The sequence below is a fragment of the Olleya sp. HaHaR_3_96 genome, from assembly GCF_019278545.1.
Taxonomy (GTDB): Bacteria; Bacteroidota; Bacteroidia; order Flavobacteriales; family Flavobacteriaceae; genus Olleya.
Genome location: NZ_CP058987.1, coordinates 3,857,164 through 3,878,663 on the forward strand (window position 1 = coordinate 3,857,164; position 21,500 = coordinate 3,878,663).

The 21,500-nt window shown below is 33.6% G+C and carries 16 protein-coding genes; 11 read left to right on the forward strand and 5 right to left on the reverse strand.

What is annotated here, in order from left to right:
- Positions 1–124: 124 nt before the first annotated feature.
- Complete coding sequence (locus H0I26_RS16995; RefSeq protein WP_101019664.1) at positions 125–1,933, forward strand: acyl-CoA dehydrogenase family protein; 1,809 nt, start codon at positions 125–127, stop codon at positions 1,931–1,933.
- 102 nt (positions 1,934–2,035) lie between these two features.
- Here H0I26_RS16995 and H0I26_RS17000 read toward each other — a convergent pair whose 3' ends face one another.
- Positions 2,036–3,496 carry a M56/M15 family metallopeptidase gene (locus tag H0I26_RS17000; RefSeq protein ID WP_218700122.1) on the reverse strand — a complete coding sequence of 487 codons (1,461 nt, stop codon included), beginning with the start codon at positions 3,494–3,496 and terminating at the stop codon, positions 2,036–2,038.
- Positions 3,493–3,876, reverse strand: a complete 384-nt coding sequence (locus tag H0I26_RS17005; protein ID WP_218700123.1) for a BlaI/MecI/CopY family transcriptional regulator — start codon at positions 3,874–3,876, stop codon at positions 3,493–3,495. The genes H0I26_RS17000 and H0I26_RS17005 overlap by 4 nt, the downstream gene beginning before the upstream one ends.
- 154 nt (positions 3,877–4,030) lie before the next feature.
- Here H0I26_RS17005 and H0I26_RS17010 point away from each other — a divergent pair, with 154 nt between their 5' ends.
- The 6 genes from H0I26_RS17010 (at position 4,031) to H0I26_RS17035 (ending at position 11,502) form a co-directional block, all read left to right on the forward strand.
- Positions 4,031–4,777, forward strand: a complete 747-nt coding sequence (locus H0I26_RS17010; protein ID WP_218700124.1) for a CBM9 family sugar-binding protein — start codon at positions 4,031–4,033, stop codon at positions 4,775–4,777.
- A gap of 2 nt (positions 4,778–4,779) precedes the next feature.
- Entirely contained in the window at positions 4,780–6,114 is a 1,335-nt protein-coding gene (locus H0I26_RS17015) for a M28 family peptidase (RefSeq protein ID WP_218700125.1), read from the forward strand.
- Positions 6,115–6,122: 8 nt separating this feature from the next.
- Entirely contained in the window at positions 6,123–7,769 is a 1,647-nt protein-coding gene (locus tag H0I26_RS17020; protein ID WP_218700126.1) for a M1 family metallopeptidase, read from the forward strand.
- A 2-nt stretch (positions 7,770–7,771) separates the two neighbouring features.
- Positions 7,772–8,344 carry a YdeI/OmpD-associated family protein gene (locus tag H0I26_RS17025; protein WP_218700127.1) on the forward strand — a complete coding sequence of 191 codons (573 nt, stop codon included), beginning with the start codon at positions 7,772–7,774 and terminating at the stop codon, positions 8,342–8,344.
- A 1,266-nt stretch (positions 8,345–9,610) separates the two neighbouring features.
- Positions 9,611–10,822: a bifunctional alpha/beta hydrolase/OsmC family protein gene (locus H0I26_RS17030; protein WP_218700128.1), complete on the forward strand. Its 1,212-nt coding sequence runs from the start codon at positions 9,611–9,613 to the stop codon at positions 10,820–10,822.
- A 116-nt stretch (positions 10,823–10,938) separates the two neighbouring features.
- Positions 10,939–11,502, forward strand: a complete 564-nt coding sequence (locus tag H0I26_RS17035) for a PepSY-associated TM helix domain-containing protein (protein WP_218700129.1) — start codon at positions 10,939–10,941, stop codon at positions 11,500–11,502.
- A 25-nt stretch (positions 11,503–11,527) separates the two neighbouring features.
- Here H0I26_RS17035 and H0I26_RS17040 read toward each other — a convergent pair whose 3' ends face one another.
- From H0I26_RS17040 to H0I26_RS17050, 3 genes are all read right to left on the reverse strand, one after another.
- Positions 11,528–12,922 (reverse strand): glycosyl hydrolase family 8, encoded by a 1,395-nt coding sequence (locus H0I26_RS17040; RefSeq protein ID WP_218700130.1) that lies wholly within the window; start codon positions 12,920–12,922, stop codon positions 11,528–11,530.
- A gap of 189 nt (positions 12,923–13,111) precedes the next feature.
- Positions 13,112–14,578 (reverse strand): sigma 54-interacting transcriptional regulator, encoded by a 1,467-nt coding sequence (locus H0I26_RS17045; protein WP_218700131.1) that lies wholly within the window; start codon positions 14,576–14,578, stop codon positions 13,112–13,114.
- 156 nt (positions 14,579–14,734) lie between these two features.
- Positions 14,735–15,862, reverse strand: coding sequence for a vWA domain-containing protein (locus H0I26_RS17050; RefSeq protein ID WP_218700132.1), 1,128 nt, complete (start codon positions 15,860–15,862; stop codon positions 14,735–14,737).
- Between the two features lie 96 nt (positions 15,863–15,958).
- Between H0I26_RS17050 and H0I26_RS17055 the strand changes: the two genes are divergently transcribed.
- The 4 genes from H0I26_RS17055 (at position 15,959) to H0I26_RS17070 (ending at position 21,295) form a co-directional block, all read left to right on the forward strand.
- Complete coding sequence (locus H0I26_RS17055) at positions 15,959–19,180, forward strand: VPS10 domain-containing protein (protein WP_218700133.1); 3,222 nt, start codon at positions 15,959–15,961, stop codon at positions 19,178–19,180.
- A 69-nt stretch (positions 19,181–19,249) separates the two neighbouring features.
- The gene (locus H0I26_RS17060; RefSeq protein ID WP_218700134.1) at positions 19,250–19,891 is read left to right on the forward strand and encodes a YceI family protein; all 642 of its coding nucleotides are present in this window, start codon (positions 19,250–19,252) and stop codon (positions 19,889–19,891) included.
- A gap of 74 nt (positions 19,892–19,965) precedes the next feature.
- A complete protein-coding gene (locus H0I26_RS17065) occupies positions 19,966–20,493 on the forward strand; it encodes an RNA polymerase sigma factor (RefSeq protein WP_101019697.1) in 528 nt (175 codons plus the stop codon).
- Between the two features lies 1 nt (position 20,494).
- Entirely contained in the window at positions 20,495–21,295 is an 801-nt protein-coding gene (locus H0I26_RS17070; RefSeq protein ID WP_218700135.1) for an anti-sigma factor domain-containing protein, read from the forward strand.
- Positions 21,296–21,500: the final 205 nt, after the last annotated feature.

A 21,500-nucleotide genomic window follows, 5' to 3' on the forward strand; every position in this document is an offset into this window, starting at 1 on the left:
ATACATAATTTCTGTCCGGTCGAGCGCAGTCGAGACCTTTTTAATCGGATAGTATAGAAAAATAGTACTCGACTACGCTTGAACAGACAAACAATAATAAGTATAACAAGATTATAATATAGTTATGGCAACAGAAGAAAAAGATATATTAAGAGGAGGTCAATTCCTTGTAAAAGAAACAAAATGTGAAGATGTGTTTACTCCTGAAGATTTTTCAGAAGAGCAAGCAATGATGAAAGACTCTGTAATGGAGTTTAATGATCGTGAGATCATTCCTCATAAAGCACGTTTTGAAGCTAAAGATTATGCATTAACTGAAGAAGTTATGCGTAAAGCTGGAGATATGGGGTTTTTAAGTGTCGCAGTACCTGAAGCTTTTGGTGGAATGGGAATGGGATTTGTTTCTACAGTATTAACATGTGATTATATTTCTTCTGGAACTGGATCATTTAGTACTGCTTTTGGTGCCCATACAGGAATTGGTACTATGCCAATTACTTTATATGGTACAGAGGAGCAAAAACAAAAATATGTACCAAAATTAGCCTCTGGTGAGTGGTTTGGAGCTTACTGTTTAACAGAGCCAGGAGCTGGTTCTGATGCAAATTCTGGTAAAACAACTGCTGAGCTTTCTGCAGATGGTAAATCATACAAAATTAACGGTCAAAAAATGTGGATCTCAAATGCAGGGTTCTGTAGTGTGATGATCGTTTTTGCTCGTATTGAAGGTGATAAAAATATTACTGGATTTATAGTGGAATATAATGGAGATACACCTAACGGAATTACTTTAGGTGAAGAAGAACACAAATTAGGTATTCGTGCTTCTTCTACGCGTCAAGTATTTTTTAACGACACCGTTGTTCCTGTTGAAAATATGTTAGCGGGTCGTGGTGAAGGATTTAAAATCGCCATGAATGCACTTAACGTTGGTCGTATCAAATTAGCTGCTGCTTGTTTAGATTCTCAAAGAAGAATTATATCTACAGCTGTAAATTATGCTCAAGAACGTAAACAATTTAACACACCTATCGCAAACTTCGGAGCTATCAAAGTAAAGTTAGCTGAAATGGCTGCAAGTGCTTATGCTGGAGAATCTGCAACTTATAGAGCTGCAAAAAATATTGAAGATCGTATTGCAATGCGTGAAGCATCTGGAAATACACATCAAGAAGCAGAATTAAAAGGTGTTGAGGAATATGCAATTGAGTGTTCTATCTTAAAAGTTGCGGTGTCTGAAGATGTACAAAACTGTGCTGATGAAGGTATCCAAATTTTTGGAGGAATGGGATTCTCTGAAGAAACGCCAATGGAATCTGCTTGGAGAGATGCTAGAATTGCTCGTATATACGAAGGAACTAATGAGATTAACAGAATGTTATCTGTTGGTATGTTAGTTAAAAAAGCAATGAAAGGTCATGTTGATTTATTAGGTCCTGCTTCAAAAGTTCAAGAAGAACTAATGGGTATACCTTCTTTTGAAACTCCTGATTATTCTGAATTATTTTCAGAAGAAAAAGAAATGATTAAGAAATTGAAAAAGACATTCTTAATGGTTGCTGGTGGAGCTGTTCAAAAATATGGTCCTCAATTAGAAGATCATCAACAATTATTAATTGCAGCTGCAGATATCTTAATTGAAATCTATATGGCAGAATCTGCAATTTTAAGAACAGAGAAAAATGTGAAACGTACTAGCGAAAAAGAGCAATCTGCTCAAATCGCAATGGCTAAATTATATTTATATCACGCTGTAGATATCGTTGAAGAAAAAGGAAAAGAAAGTATTATTTCTTTTGCTGAAGGAGACGAACAACGTATGATGTTAATGGGACTTAAACGTTTTACAAAATATGCAAACTATCCAGACATCGTAGATTTACGTATCGAAATTGCTGAAAAAGTAAAAGCAGAAAATAAATACTGCTTCTAATAATTCAATAATTAGACTAACTCAAATAATTCTAATTATAAAGCCAATTCAACCAATATTAAATTTGGATTGAATTGGCTTTTTTATTTTACTTTATGGTGTTTAGTCTTTATATAAAAATTGTTGTAACTCCTTGTTATCTTTAAATTCTAATAAACCATCATATAAAGCTTTAACAATATCTTGTTGATGAAGAAAATCATTAAGTCTAGTTCTATCTATTTCATTTGATAAAAAACCAAGTTCTACTATCACACCTGGACAATCAATATTTTTTAATAAATAAAAATTAGCCGTTTTCATTTTAGCCTTTTCAACAAGTTCATTATCCAGATGTTGATTATATATAGCCATTCCAACAGCCATTGAAGCTTTTTCATTTATAGTTTCATTGGTATAATAAACTTCTAAACCATTCGCATTAGAGTTTGATGCATTATTGCAATGTAAACTAAGCATTATATCTGCGTTTTGAGCATTAATAAAATCAGCTCTTTCCTGTAGTGATAGGAAATTATCATCTTCCCTTATCGTAATAAACTTAATCTTATCATCGCTTAAAAGTGATAGTTGATTAGAAATATTGAGCACAATATCTTTTTCGTTAAAAGAACCGGAATCTTTTCCTCCATGTCCTGCATCGATGACAACAGTTAAAGTATCTTCTATTAATGAATCTTCAATGTCTTCTTTACAAGAGCTAAATGCAAAGATGCCTGCAAAAAGAAAAATGACCGAAGTAATTTTTAACGTTCGGTTTAATACTGATGATTTTGATTGATGTAACATAATTATTCGATTTTTGATTTGAATGAAATTAAATCCGCTAGTTAGAGGAACGCGGTATTCCTTTTGTCCTAAGTTAATAATGGTATTTGCATACGTCTCAATATCAATGCCTGAAGAAATGGTTTTGTCATCTGCGATATATTCGTGGTTTTGAATAATAGACTTTTTATAGAGCCAAATAAATGGGTTAAACCAAAATACACAAATCAAAAGTTCAACAAGTATAATATCTAAAGTGTGCAGTTCTGCAGAATGAGCGGTTTCGTGTTTTATGATATTAAAATAAGCCTCATTTTTACTAGTATATTTTTTATTAATAAACAGATAATTGAAAAAACTCGATATCATTTCAGAATCATTGTGCGTTATTAATTTAAGTCTACCAAGGCGTTCATAGTTTTGTCTCGTTAGATTATAAATTTGATAGATATTCTTCAAAAAACGAAATACCAGAAAAAAAGTGATTACAGAATAAATATAAAATAAAGGACTTCTCTGTGATGTATTCACCATTTCAGTATCTCCAAAAGACACCTCCTCTAAATGTTCTGATGCGGCAATAGATTCAGTTATTTTTTGAATAGGCAGTTCTGCGATTTTTGGTACGGCATTAAACATTTTAAATTCTAAAAAAGGTGCCACCAAGCAAAGTAATAATGAAGCTAAGAGAAAAAAACGATTGAACTGAAATGTTTTTTGTTTTCTAAGTAATAGAAAATAAATAGCATAAGAACACCCCAAACTAATAATTGTAAATATGAAATAACTTATCATTTGTTCTTCTTTTTAGCGATTTTTTCTTTTAAAAGTTCCTGAAGTTCTTCTAATTCTTCCATAGACAAATCTGCGTTTTTAGTAAAAAAAGAAGCAAATTGTGCTTTAGAATCGTTAAAAAAATGCTGAATCATTCCATTAACTTGCTTTGTAAAATAGTCGTTCTTTTTAATAATAGGAAAATAAGCTTTGTCTCGTCCTAATCTCTCAAATCCTATATACTCCTTATCAACCATTCGTTTTAATAATGTAGAAATAGTAGTATATGCTGGTTTTGGTTCTGGAAACTTCTCCACAATATCTTTCATAAACCCTTTATCAAGAATCCATAAACACTTCATTATTTGAAGTTCTGATTTATTTAACTGTTTTATATCCACAAGTATAGTTTTATTACTACAAATGTAGTAATAAAAAAATAAAAAACAAATTTTATAAATTTACTACTAATCCATTTTAAAAATTATTAGTTAAAAACCACTTCAAATTGAAGTGGTTTTTTATTTTTCATTAATTTAGAGAAAAATTAAAACTATGAAACAACTTTTCGTTCTACTTTTCTCAATATTTCTATTTATAAGCTGTAAAGACACTAAAATTCAGCATATAAAACCAAATAAAGAATCTAAAGTTGTACATAAAACTAATATTAGTCCAACAATAGACGGAAAAGCTACCGAAGCTATTTGGCACGCTTCACAATGGTATCAAATTGACCAAAAATGGTTAGGAGAAGCGTATTCTGTAGACGATTTTAAAGGTCAATATAAATTAACTTGGGACGCCAATGCCTTGTATGTATTAGTAGAAATACAAGATGACGCACTTACAACACAACATAAAGACCCCTTAAAATTATGGTGGGATAATGATTGTGTCGAAGTTTTTATTGACGAAGATAATAGTGGTGGCGAACATCAGTACAATCATAATGCATTTGCTTATCACATCGCTTTAGATGGTAATGTTGTCGATATTGCTCCTAATAACATCCCTACCCTTTATAATAATCACGTGATATCTAAACGGACTAGTGTTGGAAATACGTCCATTTGGGAACTTAAAATAAATATTTTTGACGCTAGTTTTGTTGATGGAAAGCAAAACAATCCTGTGGTATTAAATCCTAACAAAAAGATGGGTTTCGCTATTGCCTATTGCGATAACGATACTAGTAAAACACGTGAAAACTTTATTGGATCTGAAATTATAGAAGGAGAAGACAAAAATAGAGGATGGATAGACGCTTCCGTTTTCGGAACTTTAATTTTAAAAGAATAAGTATGAAAAAAATAAGCTTAATTATAAGTTTCCTAACTTTTACTATAATTACATCTGCACAAACTAGCCAAAAAATATATGATATTATTGACGCCGTTTCCGCAGAACGCATAGAAAAAGACATTCAAAAATTAGTCGATTTTGGTACTAGAAACACCTTTAGTGATACTATTTCAGAAACTAGAGGAATTGGTGCGGCACGACGATGGATAAAATCAGAATTTGAAGCCATTTCTTCGGACTGTAAAAATTGTTTAGACGTGACGTATCAAAAAGACTTTGTTACTAAAGAAGGTAACAAACGTGTACCACACGATGCTTGGATTGTTAATGTTGTGGCTATTCAAAAAGGAACGAAATATCCAAATCGTTATATTATAATGAGTGGTGATATCGATTCTCGTGGAAGTGATACCATGGAGTTTACAAAAGATGCTCCTGGAGCAAATGACAATGCGTCTGGCATGGCCGGAACTATTGAAGCCGCTCGCGTATTATCTAAATACAAATTTGAAAACAGCATTGTTTATGTTGGGTTATCTGGAGAAGAGCAAGGTCTTTTTGGCGGTGGTGGTTTAGCAAAATATGCTAAAGAACAAGGTTGGGATATTATCGGAATACTTAACAATGACATGATTGGAAACATTAAAGGTGTTGATGGTGTTATTGATAACCGTACGTTTAGAATATTCTCGGAACCCGTTCCTGCTAACGAAACTGAAAAAGCACGTACACTTAGACGTTTTTATGGTGGAGAAGTCGATGGCATTTCTCGTCAATTAGCCCGTTACGTGCATAAAACAGTAAAAACATACATGCCAGAAATGAATCCGATGATGGTTTATAGATTAGATCGTTTTGGACGCGGTGGACACCATAGACCTTTTAACGACTTAGGTTTTGCAGGAATCCGTATTATGGAGGCACACGAAAACTATGTCCAGCAACACCAAGATATTAGAGAAGAAAACGGTGTAAAATATGGCGATATTATAGAGCACGTCAATTTTGAATACGCAAAAAAACTAACGACTGTAAACGCCATAAATATGGCTAATTTAGCTTGGGCACCTCCTGCTCCAAAAACAGTCGCTATTGGTGGTATTGTAGAACCTTCCGTTAAATTTAAATGGGATAAAGTTGAAGGTGCAGTCGGTTATAAAATTTACTGGAGAGATACCACGTCTCCAACTTGGGACCACAGTCGTTATGTTGGTGATGTCTCAGAATTTATGCTAGATGGCATCGTTATTGACAACTATTTCTTCGGGATTGCTTCTGTTGGAAAAGACGGTTTTGAAAGCCCTGTGGTGTTTCCTAATAAAATAATAAGATAAATTTTAGAATGAATAAAACACTAATTTCAACCTTAGTTTTAGTTATTACGCTCTGTGCTAATGCCCATGCACAAGGCTTACTTCAAGAAAAAAACAACTTTACTCATCAAGATACGCTTCGTGGAAGTATCACGCCAGAGCGTGAATGGTGGGATTTAACCTATTATCATTTAGATATTAAAGTTAATCCTGAGACCAAAACTATTGTTGGTAAAAACACAATCCAATATACCGTTTTAAAACCAAACCAAGTATTACAAATCGATTTACAAGAACCGTTAGTACTTACTAAAGTGACTCAAAATGATAAAGCATTAGAGATAAATCACGATGGAAATGCACACTTTGTTACACTTAAAGACCAACAAAATATAGGCGAAATAAATAGCGTAATTGCGTATTACGAAGGTAAACCCCGTGAAGCCATTAGAGCGCCTTGGGATGGCGGAATCTCTTGGAAAAAAGACACCAATGGCAATCATTTTGTAGCCTCATCATGTCAAGGACTTGGAGCAAGTGTTTGGTGGCCAAACAAAGACCACATGTATGATGAAGTTGATAGTATGGATATTAGTGTCACTGTACCAAAAGGTTTAATGAATGTTTCTAATGGACGATTAAGAAGTGTTGAAGAAAAAGAAAATACCACCACCTTTAATTGGTTTGTAAGTAACCCAATTAACAATTATGGGGTCAATATAAATATAGGTAACTATGCTAATTTTTCAGAGGTCTTTAAAGGCGAAAAAGGTGATTTAGATATGAATTACTACGTTTTAAAAGAAAACCTAGATAAAGCTAAAGTGCATTTTAAAGATGCTCCTAAAATGATGAAAGCATTCGAGCATTGGTTTGGTCCTTACCCTTTTTACGAAGATAGCTTTAAGTTAGTCGAAGTTCCTTATTTAGGAATGGAGCACCAAAGCTCTGTAACTTACGGAAACAAATATATGAATGGCTATTTAGGGGATGATTTATCAGGAACTGGTTGGGGTTTAAAATTTGATTTTATAATTATTCATGAATCTGGACACGAGTGGTTTGCCAATAATATTACCAATATAGATATTGCCGATATGTGGATTCATGAGAGTTTTACATCTTATTCTGAAAATCTATTTTTAGATTATTATTACGGAAAAGAAGCTGCTGCAGATTATGTCATTGGTAAAAGAAAAAACATAAGAAACGATAGACCGTTAATTGGCGAATATAATGTGAACAATGAAGGTTCTGGAGATATGTATTACAAAGGTGAAAATATGTTACACACCTTACGTCAATTAGTTAATGACGACGAAAAATGGAGGCAAATACTACGCACACTAAATAGCAAATTTTATCATCAAACAGTAACAACACAACAAATTGAAGATTGTTTAGCTGAAGCATCTGGTTTGGATTTAAAAGGCTTTTTTAATCAGTATTTAAGAAGTATTAAAATTCCTGTTTTAGAATATAAAATTGAAGGCAAAAAATTGCACTACAAATGGACTAATACCGTAGATAACTTTGTAATGCCTATTCAAATTGAAATTAATGGTCAATCGCGATGGATTTCACCTACTGCAAAAAATCAAACTTTAAAATTAAAGTCTAAAAATTCTAAAATCGGTGTTGATAGAGACTTTTATATTACAGTAAAAGCTCTTTAAAAATGAATTTAGAAGAATACTATTTTAAATCAGACACAGCATGGCGAGAATGGCTGCACATCAACCACGATAGTGATGATGGTATCTACCTCATCTTTTACAAAGTCAACCACAAAAATGAAAGTATGCGTTGGGAAGAAGCTGTAAAAGTAGCCTTGTGTTATGGTTGGATAGATAGTACTGTTAAGAGTTTAGGAGATGGAAAACGGAGACAATACTTCTGTAAACGTAATCCTAAAAGTGTGTGGAGTGCACTTAACAAAAGACATGTCACAGCCTTACTTGCTGAAAATTTAATGCATCCAAAAGGCTTAGAAATAATTAAAACAGGTAAGAAAAACGGAAGTTGGACCGCGTTAGATGCTGTTGAAAAAGGTATCATTCCAGAAGCATTACAATTGGCATTTGAAGATAATCCTAAAGCTTTTGAAAACTACAACAACTTTGCCCCATCTTATAGAAAACATTATTTGTATTGGTTAAACCAAGCAAAACGAGAAGCAACAAAACAAAAGAGAATTGTAGAAATTATTAAATTTTGCGAAGCGAATATTAAGTCTAGAGATACTTGGTAGAATATAACTAAGGTTTTACAACTGTCTTTTTTTATTCAGAGCGCAGCGAAGAATCCGAACTAGAACAGAAGTTACTTAGGTATAAAAACTGCTCCGCGTTTTAGGCAAACTCTCCGATTTTGGTTTCAACCAAAACCCCCTCTCTTTAACTAAAGAGAGGAGCGCCATGCTATTAAAAACAGTATTTATAAGGCTTTAGTTCTCCTATGCTAAATATTGTTATTGATCTTTATCTCTCAAGTTTCAAATGGTTTTTAATTATTGTCATTAAGAGTCCATTGAAAACCTCTTCAACTTCACCCTTTTTTCTTATAGATACTTCAGTCCAATCTCCTTCTGAAGGATAATATATTATAATATCATTCTTCCTAAACAGCTTCAATCTCTATAAAAAATAAACTTCTGTCATTCAGAGCGCAGCGAAGACTATCAAATAGAATAGAGCTTACTTAACGTCAAAAAACTGCTCCACGTTTTAGGCAAACTCTCCAATTTTGGTTACAACCAAAACCACCTCTCTTTAACTAAAGAGAGGAGCGCCATGCTATTAAAAACAGTAATTATAAGACTTTAGTTTTCCTATGTCAATTATTGTTATTGATCTTTATCTCTCAAGTTTCAAATGGTTTTTAATTATTGTCATGAGGAATGCAACGGAGATTCTCTTTAACCTCACCCCGTTTTCTACTTTTTAGATGCTTCAGTCGTATCTCCTTCTGAAGGATAATATATTATAATATCATTCTTCCTAAACAGCTTCAATCTCTATAAAAAATAAATTTCTGTCATTCAGAGCGCAGCGAAGACTATCAAATAGAACAGAGCTTACTTAACGTCAACAAAACTGCTCCGCGTTTTAGGCAAACTCTCCGATTTTGGTTTCAACCAAAACCCCCTCTCTTTAACTAAAGAGAGGAGCGCCATGCTATTAAAAACAGTAATCATACGACTTTCTTTTTCCTATGTCAATTATTGCTATTGATCTTTATCTCTCAAGTTTCAAATGGTTTTTAATTATTGTCATGAGGAATGCAACGGAGATTCTCTTTAACCTCACCCCATTTTCTAGTTTTTAGATGCTTCAGTCGTATCTCCTTCTGAATGACAACTGGTGATAATTTATTTTGTTATTCAAAGTAATATCGGGAATCACCTTAAATAATAGCTTTATATTTATATGATGTTTATGCTCTCTAAAAAAGACAGTAATGACTCAAAACTGAAAGGCTTTCACTTTTTTTCGACTTAATATAAAATCGCAACACAATGAATATTCAAAAAATAAATTTTACTAATGCAGAAGGGCAACAATTAGTTGGTCGTTTAGAACTTCCAATAAATCAACATCCTCATAATTTTGCCATATTTGCGCATTGTTTTACTTGTAATAAAAACTTATCTGCAGTAAAAAATATTACTCGCGAATTAACCTCTAATGGCTTTGGTGTATTACGTTTTGATTTTACTGGATTAGGAGAAAGTGAAGGCGATTTTGAAAATACTAATTTTTCAGGAAATGTGGATGATTTAATTAGTGCATCTAATTATTTAAAAGAAAACTATACTGCTCCTACCCTTTTAATTGGACATTCTTTAGGTGGCGCTGCTGTTATTTTTGCAGCCTCTACAATAGATTCCGTTAAAGCTGTTGCAACAATTGGAGCGCCTTCAAATCCAAAACATGTCGAGCATTTAATACAAAATAGTGTTGACGAAATAAAAGCTACAGGAAAAGCAAATGTGAGTATTGGCGGGCGTCCGTTTACGATCAAAAAACAGTTTTTAGACGATATAGAAACTAAGTCACTACCAGATGTGGCTAAAAATTTACGTAAAGCATTATTAGTCATGCATTCACCTCAAGACACAACCGTTGGGATTGAAAATGCCGAAGAAATTTATATCGCTGCAAGACATCCAAAAAGTTTTGTAACACTTGATGGTGCCGATCATTTATTAATGAAAAAAGAAGATTCTGTTTACGTCGGAAGTGTGATTGCTACTTGGGCAAAACGTTATATTTCTATTCCTAAAATAGACAGCGTTTCCACAACACACCAAGCGGTTGCAAGCTTAGATGCTGAGGATGGTTTTACCACACAAATGACCGTTGGAAGTCATACTATGATGGCAGATGAACCTACTAGTTTTGGTGGAAATGATTTTGGCCCTTCGCCTTATGAGTTTGTTTCTGCGGGATTATCTGCTTGTACAGCAATGACTGTTCAGATGTATGTTAAACGCAAAGGTTGGGATTTACAAAACATTGAAGTGCACACCTCACATACTAAAGTAGCGAAGCCAATTATTGAAAATGGTGAACAAAAAGAAATTAAAGTAGACACCTTTAATAGAGAAATCAAATTAAAAGGAAATTTAGACGAAAAACAGATACAACGCATTCTTCAAATTGCAGATAAATGTCCTGTGCACAAAACGTTGCATAGCGAAATACAAGTGGTCACCACATTGGTTTAGATGAATGTATCTAAGGTCCTTTTTAACGCTTTTTGAAATTAGGCAACATTAAAATTAACTAATTTTTAAGAAATCTTATTATTTTAAATCTTCAGAATAGTTGTTTATTATGTTCCGTGAAACAAAAGAATAAAAATCTTGCAAAATCCACACGTTGGTATCGTAAAATGCATAGCCTTGTCGCTATCTCATTATTACTTTTTATTACTATTATGAGCGCTACAGGCTTGTTATTAGCATGGAAAGATCAACTAGGTTTTAAACCAGCAACTGTAAAGATCAACACCAATACTAAACCTTTGCTTTCTTTAAGTCAAATTGAATACAATGCCATACACTACATTGATAGTCTTAAGCTGTCAAATACAATAAATAGAATAGATTATAGACCAAGAAAAGGAATTGCTAAAGTTAGATTTGAAGAGCATTTTACCGAATTACAAATAGACTGCTATACAGGCGCTATTATTTCAGAAAAAACAAGAACCGCCGATATCATTGAAATGATTCACGACGGTTCTATTGTAGATTATTTGTTTAATTTAAAAAGTAATCCTTTAAAATTATTCTACTCTACACTTATTGGACTTGGATTACTTTTTATTTCTTTTAGTGGTTTCTTGTTATGGTTAAGACCTAAACAAATCAAAAAGAACAAGCGATTACTATCAGAGTTCTAATGCAATTATTGATAGTAAGTAGCTCTTAAGACTTTATAATCTTATAACTTTCTCCATCAATATCCATAAAGTAAATACCAGAATTAAATTCACTTAAATCTAATTTGGCCTCTAAAGCATTCACTGTTTTTAAAATTAATTGCTGACCACTTATAGAATACAAAGTGATTATTCTTGCTTTAGACGTTTTAAACGACACGTTTAAATAATCTAAAACAGGATTTGGAAAAATTTTGAATTCATTTTGAGTAGCTCCATTAACACTTAGTGTATTTTCTTCTAATGCATTATACATATTACCTGATAATGCAAACATATATATCGCTCTTAAAGTTGCTCCAAAATAAGCAGCTGTAGGTTGGTTTTTCAATTCTGAATACCCATTGTTTACAAAAGATTGATTAATAGAAGTCATTGCTGCAGAAGCATAAGCTCCAGTAAAAGTAGGATCTTTATACCCCGTATTTATTGCAACTCCTGCCTGAGAATAACCAGGGTAAATTTCATTAAATCCACCTTGTGCATTTACAAAATCAATACATAATTGATTGTAAGCAGCCGCTTGTGTATCTCCATACCAAACATAATCGATAGCCATACGCCATGGTGTTCTTGCTGCATCGTAATTATAAGAACGTCCTTGATCATAAGCCCAAGCCACTTCATTTGAATACGTCCCATCTGCTTTACACCAATCAGAAACCAAATTATAACTCGCGTTATTTTGCGAAAGGTTTGCATTTAAAATAGCATAACTTGTAGTTGCTACCGCATTCCAGAATGCTGTGTCGTTTGAATACACTCCAAATGCTCTAAAATAACCAGGTGTAAAATAAGAGGGATTTGTAGTATTACTTCCCCCCCAAGCATCGCCTGGTTTTAAAACATTAGTTCCGTTTTCCACTTCGTGTGTTTTAATAATACTTATTAAAGACAAAGCATCACTTTCGTAGTTTATTGCTCCAGTACTTTCCCATTTCTTATCAGCAACGATTAAAGCATAAGCGGCATCTAATTCGGCATCTGTAGCGCCATTATTACCAATAACAGTAGTGCATCCTTCAATCTTCCAATTCATAACGCCATTAGCATTTAGAAAATCTTGATAATATAGCCACAAACCATCAAACAGTTCTTTATCGTTTGCATATACAGATAATAACATACCATAAGCAATGCCTTCAGAAACTGATTGACTTGACGTATCAAATTTTATACGGTAGCGTCCATTATTGCAAGGTTCGGCAAAAGTATTTCGCCAAGAAACGTAGACATCGTAGATGTCGTTTGTTGAAATATTTGTTGGTTGAGTACCAAATTGATAATCTCTATTTTCAAAACTAACCGTTGCTATTTGAGCGCTGGCCGTTAATGAAAACAATAAGTAGGTAAAAAAAGTTAGAATGTAATAATTTTTCATATTTGGGATAATTTTAATTCGTTCTCAATATATACGCACAAATTGTAATAAAAGGACTTTACAAAAATATTTTTTTTGTTTTTTATAATTGAATAGTCAGTAAAAACACCATTAGTTGTAACAAAAAAGTGTTTAAAAAATCACTTTTTTAAACACTTTAAATCTTAGTCGATACTATTCAATACACCGTTATAGTCCACTGATAAAACTACCATAAGGATCTTTAAATTGAATCCCTTCTGTAAATCTATATTTACTTAATTGCTTATACTCGACTAATGCCCAAAGCACAAATTCCTTAACAAAGTAACTGTCCTCTTTTAGTGTTTTTGGTTGATGCTTGCCTAATAAATCATCTAAAGGAGACACCGCATCTAGTAGTGCTTTATATTCTTTATCACGTAAACCATCTAATAATTCAAAACCTTCAGAATTGTTAAAAAACCAAGATACAATATCATCATAAGGACTGTCATCCTCTTGTTTTTGAAGCTTTTCTATCTTAGGGAAAAACTCAGGAAACAAACTTTTAACAGCTTCACCAATTAAGTTATAAGCCACTTGTGCTGCTCCTTCTTGCTCTCCTTCATACACCAACTCTACTTTACCAGTAATAGCAGGGATAATTCCTAAAAAGTCCGATAATCTAACGGTTGTAGTCTCATCTCCATTTTTTAAAGCACGTAATTCTGCTGTACTTAATAAGTTTTCGAAAGCGGTAATACTCAAACGTGCACTTACTCCACTTTTTTCATCAATAAAATCACTATCACGGGCTTCAAACACGATTTGCTCTAATACATCTTTAGCCAATTCTGGTACGTGAATACTTTCTTTTTGGCGACCATCAGATTTAGCTTCTTGTTGCGTTATGATTTTTGCAGTTTCAATATCTGTAGGATAATGCGTTAAGATCTGAGACCCAATTCTATCTTTTAAAGGTGTTACAATACTTCCTCTATTAGTATAGTCTTCAGGGTTTGCTGTAAATATAAACTGCATATCTAAAGGTAAACGTAATTTAAATCCTCTAATCTGTATATCGCCTTCTTGCAAAATATTAAATAAAGCGACTTGTATTCTAGCCTGTAAATCTGGCAATTCATTAATAACAAAAATACAACGGTTTGCACGCGGAATCATTCCATAATGTATTACTCTGTCATCAGCATAACTCAACTTTAAGTTCGCTGCTTTTATTGGATCTACATCACCAATAATATCTGCAACAGTAACATCTGGAGTTGCTAATTTTTCGGCAAAACGCTCGCTTCTATGCATCCAAATAATTGGTGTATCATCTCCTTTTTCTGCAATCAATTCCGTTGCAAAACGTGAAATAGGTCGTAATGGATCGTCATTAATTTCTGACCCCTCCACCACAGGAATATACTCATCTAATAAATTTAGCATTAAACGTGCTAAACGGGTTTTAGCTTGACCACGTAATCCTAAAAAGTTAATATTATGTCGTGATAAAATAGCACGTTCTAACTCCGGAATCACGGTGTTTTCGTAACCATGTACCCCTTCAAAAACAGTCGTTTTACTTTTTATTCTTTCAATTAAATTATCTCTTAATTCATCTTTAATAGACTTGCTTTTATATCCCGCTTTTTTTAATTCGCCTAAAGTCTTTATATTTTCTATTTCCATATCTAATTTTTAGAAAAGAGATAATAGACAAAAGAAAATAGACTTAACATTACGTCTTCTCTACTCTCTTTTTTCTATCCTCTTTATTCTTTTATTTTTTTTATTAATTGGAGTGAGAAATTTTTCACTTTTCACTCTTAATTCTTAACTAAAACACTATCCTTTAATTCTCTTTTTCCTATTGGTTTCGTAATCTTCAAAAATCATCTCGCCTAATCCTTTCAAGCCTGTATAAAAGGCTTTTCCTTGATTGGCATGCGTAAATTCTTCAACAAATTGCATTAGATAAGGATCTTGAGCAATCATAAATGTAGTGATCGGAATATGCAATTTTCTAGCTTGTTGCGCTTGGGCGTAGCATTTATTAGTGATGTATGGATTTAAACCGTTACTATCCTTATAATAGGTTCCGTCAGGCAAACGCAAGCAACTTGGTTTACCATCGGTTATCATAAAAATTTGCTTGTTAGTATTACGTTTACGACGTAATAAATCCATTGCTAACTTTAAACCTGCTACTGTATTGGTATGATAAGGTCCAACATTCAAATAGGGTAAATCCTTAATTTTAATTGGCCAAGCATCGTTACCAAAAACCAAAATATCTAAGGTATCTTTTGGGTAGCGAGTTGTAATTAATTCGGCTAAAGCCATCGCTACTTTTTTGGCAGGTGTAATCCTATCTTCACCATACAAAATCATACTATGACTAATGTCAATCATTAACACCGTACTCATTTGTGATTTGTGTGTGGTTTCCTCGACCACCAAATCGTCTTCCGTTAAATTAAAATCACTAATACCGTGATTAATTTGTGCATTTCTTAGACTTTCCGTCATAGAGACTTTATCCAAACCATCACCAAATTGATAATTTCTGAAATCGCCCGTATGCTCATCTCCTATTCCTATACCTTTACTTTTGTGGTTTCCGGATCCGCTACGTTTTATATTTCCAAAGATTTGGTCTAATGCAGATTGCCTAATAGCACGCTCAGTCTTTGCTGTAATAGCGTTACCTTTTTTACCGTCTGGTTTAATTTCTTCACGTATGTAGCCTTTAGCTTTAAGGTCTTCTACAAAGTCGTCAATTGAATATTCTGGAGTCGTTAATTTGTATTCTTTATCTAATTCACGAAGCCAATCTATAGCTTCATCAAAATCTCCAGAAGTATGTGTAATCAACTCTTTAAATATATCAAAAAGCTTCTCGAAAGTGGATTGTGAAGGGGCTTCATATGGTTTAAACACAAAGCCTTTTCTGTTATTAATTTTGTTTTTCATGCCCTATAAAAATACGACATTTTAACACCAAAATAAATGTCTTAACAGCTTTTTAAGATAATGTTGAGTAACTTTAGGCAAACTTATCAACCCAATATGAAAAAATTATCCTTACTCCTTTTATTACTCTGCTCGACTGTAGGGTTTTCGCAAGAATTCTCTATGGATTTAGTTAAAAACATGAAACCAAGAAACATTGGTCCTGGCGGAATGTCTGGTCGTGTCACATCTATAGATGTCGTGCATAACAATCCTGACATTATGTATGCCGGTACAGCTTCTGGTGGCGTATGGAAATCGACTTCTGGCGGTATTAAATGGGATCCTATTTTTGAAAAAGAAGTGACTGCATCTATTGGTGCGATAGCGATACAACAATCTAACCCAAGTGTGATATGGGTTGGAACCGGAGAAGGTAATCCTAGAAACAGTTTAAATGGGGGTTACGGAATTTACAAATCTTTAGACGCTGGAAAAACATGGCAATCTATGGGCTTAGAGAAAACCAGACACATCCATCGTGTGATTATTGATCCTACAAATCCTAATATCGTGTATGTAGCTGCCATTGGTAGTCCGTGGGGAGAACACCCAGAACGTGGTGTTTTTAAAACAACAGATGGTGGTAAATCATGGAAAAAAATATTGTTTGCAAACAACAAAACAGGAGCTGCAGACTTAGTCATGGATCCTACCAATCCAAATAAATTGATTGCAACGCTTTGGGAACACAAACGTGACCCTTGGTTTTTTAAATCTGGTGGAACAGGTTCCGGATTACACATCACACATGATGGTGGAGAACATTGGACAAAAGTAACAGACAAAGAAGGTTTCCCTAAAGGGGAATTAGGACGTATTGGTGTGGCCATTGCGGCTAATAAACCGAATATTATCTATGCATTGGTCGAAGCTAAAAAAAATGCCCTTTACAAAAGTGAAGATGGTGGGTTTAAATGGAAAAAAGTAAATGATAAAAGTGACATTGGAAATAGACCGTTTTATTATTCTGAAATATACGTAGATCCTCAAAACGAAAATCGTGTATATTCTGTTTACACCTATATTAATGTTAGTGAAGACGGAGGTAAAAACTTTAAACAGTTAATGCCGGCTTATGGTGCAGACAACGGTGTACATCCTGATCATCATGCGTGGTGGATCCATCCAACAAATGGAAACTTTATGATAGATGGAAATGATGGTGGTTTAAACATTACTAAGGATGGTGGGAAAAACTGGCGTTTTATCGGAAATATTCCTGTGGCCCAGTTTTATCATATTAATTTAGATAACGACTATCCGTATAATGTCTATGGTGGTATGCAAGACAATGGCTCTTGGAGAGGTCCTGCCTATGTTTGGCGAGCTCAAGGCATACGTAATAGTTATTGGCAAGAAATTAGTTTTGGAGATGGTTTTGATGTAGTACCAGATAAAGACAACTCGCGTTATGGCTGGACAATGAGTCAACAAGGGTCGGTAAGCAGATACGATTGGCAAACTGGTAATAATTATACTGTAAAACCGATACATCCTGATAAAGATGTTACACTAAGATTTAATTGGAATAGTGCTATAAACAGCGATCCATTTGATAATAACACCATTTATTTTGGTAGTCAATTTATACACAAATCGACCGATAAAGGCTTGACCTGGACTGTCATTTCGCCTGATTTAACAACTAACGATCCTGAGAAACAAAAACAACACGAAAGTGGTGGTTTAACCATGGATGCTACAGGTGCAGAAAACCATTGTACGATTTTAGTTATCGAACCATCTCCAGTTGAAAAAGACGTATTTTGGGTTGGTACAGACGATGGTCGTGTCCACGTGACCACAAATGGAGGACAAACCTATGATGATGTTTCTAATAAATTAAGCGGTTTGCCTAAAGGAAGTTGGATCGCACAAATAAAAGCAAGTAATAAAAATAAAGGTGAAGCGCTGCTTATCGCGAATGATTACAGACGTTTTAATTACACACCTTATGCCTATCGTACTAAAAACTACGGAAAGACTTGGGAGCGTATCGTAGATGAAAACGATGTTAAAAGTTATGCCTTATCTATTGTTGAAGATTTAGTAGAACCAAACTTGATGTTTTTAGGTACAGATGATGGTTTATACATATCAGTTGATGCTGGTAACAAATGGACTAAATGGACTGAAGGTTTCCCTACAGTATCCGTAAAAGATTTAGTAATCCACCCAAGAGAACACGATTTAGTGATAGGTACTTTTGGACGTGCTGCTTGGGTCTTGGATGATATTAGACCATTGCGTGCTATTGCAAAAAACAAGCAAGTGCTTAATAATAAAATCCAATTGTTCTCTCCTCCTACTGCTTATCAAGCCGCATACCAACAACCAACAGGAAGTCGATTTGGTGCAGATGCTATGTTTCACGGAGAAAACAGAGGACGTGGTGCACAATTCACCTACTTAGTTAATCCGATAAAAGTTGCAAAAGAAGAAAAAAAAGATAATGATGATGATGATGATGATGATAAAACTGAAGATGAATCGGAAGACACTAAAAACAAAATCAAATGGGATTCTATTTCGCTTAAACTATACAACGGAGACAAGTTAATCAGAACCTTAAAACGAAAAGTCCCTGAAGACAAAGGCTTAAATAAATGGACTTGGTATATGGATGAAAAAGGTGGTGATAGACCGTCAAGAACCGTTCGTAAACAAAAAAGAGAACCAGGTGGTGTTTCTGTAAAACCGGGAACCTATAAAGCAGTTTTAGAATACGGAGATCAAACATCAGAAACGATGATAACGGTGGCTTCAGACCCTAGATTAGACGTATCTACTAAAAATACAGACGACGTTTATACCGCACTTAAAGATTTACAAAATATGCAACAAATTGCTGCCGATGCCACAAAGCAATTAGCTGAAAACAAAACGTTAGCTAAAAAATATAAAACAGAATTAACGGCTTTAGATAAAGACAAATATAAAGCAGAAATCAAAGCCTCTAAAACCATAATTAAAGACATCGATAGCATTTTAGATATTTATATTGGAAAACAAGATAAAAGACAAGGAATTACTAAAACACTAGATGTTAGTATTAATAACAGGTTACGCACGGCGTCATGGTACATAGGATCAAGACAAAACGGATTAACTGTGACAGAGCAAACACTGCTGCAGCATGCCAAAACAGATTTAAAAGCGGCGTTAGACAAAACAAACACCTTTTTTAATGCGTCTTTTAAACCTTATTATCAAACCATTCAAAATATAAATATGACTAAAAGTATTGATGAAATAAAAACCTTTACTCTAGATTAATTGTTGGTTATTTGCAAAAGCATAATTATCTGCTTAACTTTATAATTATTAAGAAAAATCTTTTTTAAAATGAAAAAAATAACACAATTAGTATTAGCATTATCTCTTGTTTTTGCAGTAAGCTGTAAAGACGACACTAAAAATCCTGAGGCTAAAAAAGAAACAACCGAAACGACTGAGCCTGTAGCAAAAACTGAAAATTTTGTTGTAAAACCCGAGGGAACGACGGTAAAGTGGACTGCTTACAAAACAACAGAAAAAGTCCCTGTTGGAGGACAGTTTAATACTTTAAACTTTGAAGAAAAGGCAGGAGACTCTCCACAAGACGCGTTAAATAACTTAAGTTTCTCTATTCCTATTAGTGGCTTATTTACAGATAACGATGCTAGAGATTTAAAATTAAAAACTTCATTTTTTGGAGAAATGTTAAACCCTGAATTTATCAAAGGAACGATTAAGTATACTGACAACAAATACGTTGCTTCTATTACTATGAATGGTGTGACTAATGACTTGCCTTTAGACGTGAAGATTACGGACGAAAGACGAGTAGCAATGTCTGCAACTATGGAGTTAAAAGACTGGGATGCTTTAGGCGCTTTAAGCATTTTAAACAAAGTTTGTTTTGATTTACATAAAGGCGCTGATGGTGTTAGTAAAACATGGGAAGATGTTTCTATTGAAATCAACACTTTTTTAAGAAAAAACTAATACTATTTTATTATATTGGTAAAAAAGCAGCTAGTTTTAGCTGCTTTTCTTTTCCACAATCCTAAATACTATATATGTCATTAGAAACATTAGTATCTAAATTTCAACAGAAAGACGAGCGTGCTTTCGAATCCTTATATAACATGTACAGCGAAAGCATGCAAGGTGTTATATACAATATAGTAAGAGACCAAGACATTGCTCAAGAAGTCATGCAAGATGTTTTTATAAAGGCATGGCATAAAGCTGAATCTTACAACGCAACAAAAGGTCGGTTTTTTACTTGGATTCTTAACATTGCACGAAATGCTGCTATAGATAAAACAAGATCAAAGTCTTTTAAAAACTCTGGTAAAAACCTTAACTCCGATTTTTTCGTAGATATTATAGAGTCACAAGATAGCTTAGACAATAGTACTGACGCCATTGGTATCAAAAAATTTGTCGACAAACTAGCTAAAAAATGTATTGAAGTTATTGAGCTACTATACTTTAAAGGTTTCACACAAAAAGAAGCATCAGAAGAATTGAATATGCCAATAGGTACAATCAAGACAAGAAATAGAAATTGTATTAAAGAATTAAGAGAAGCCGTATTATAATATGAACATTAACGACTATATAAACTCAGGTATACTGGAACTTTATGTTGCTGGTACACTTTCTGAAACAGAAAGCAAAGCCGTGTATGACGTAATGTTAAAGCACCCAGAAGTATTACAAGAAGTCTTAGAGATAGAAACCGCAATTGTTAAACTAACTGCTAGCCTTTCTCCTCAAAAAACGATTGCTTTTAATACCATTAAAGACCAATTAAATAACGCTTCAGATGAAGGTAAAGTTATTAACCTAAACCGTTCTAAATCTAAATGGATCAGCTATAGCGGTTGGGCAGCTGCTTTAGTACTAGCAGGTGGTTTGCTTTGGACTATTGACCAGAAATCTACACTAGAAGATCAAATACAAACGGTAAATATTGAAAAAGATTTTATCGAAATCCAGATGGAAACCTCCAAAACGGATTTAGCCGAAACTAAAAACTTATTAAATATAATTAGAGACCAAAGTATTATTAATATCCCATTAAAAGGTCAAGCAGTTGCTCCTGAAGCATACGCGACTGTGTATTGGGATAAAAAAGATGATACTGTATACTTAGATTTACAAGGTTTACCAGAACCTCCTGAAGGTAAGGTCTATCAAGTATGGTCATTAACTTTAAATCCTTTAACACCTACTAACCTAGGTACTATTGACGATTTCATACAAGATGACAATAAGATTTTTACACTTAAAAATACTAATCAATCTCAAGCCTTTGGTATAACCTTAGAGCCTGCGGGTGGAAGTCAAACACCAACGCTAGAACAATTATATACGTTAGGAGCTTTAGCTGCTTTGTAATAAAAGCTATTACTATCACAAAAAAGACACCTAATTAGGTGTTTTTTTTGTGTGAATTTTAAATTAACGTCCCTACGCCATTTTATAAACCACGTCCTTTCTCTATAAAAACGATAATAATCATTGTTACTAATATGACACAAGAAAGTGTTTGATAATATAATTATCAAACACTTTCAAAACAAACCAACAAAAAAAACAACCT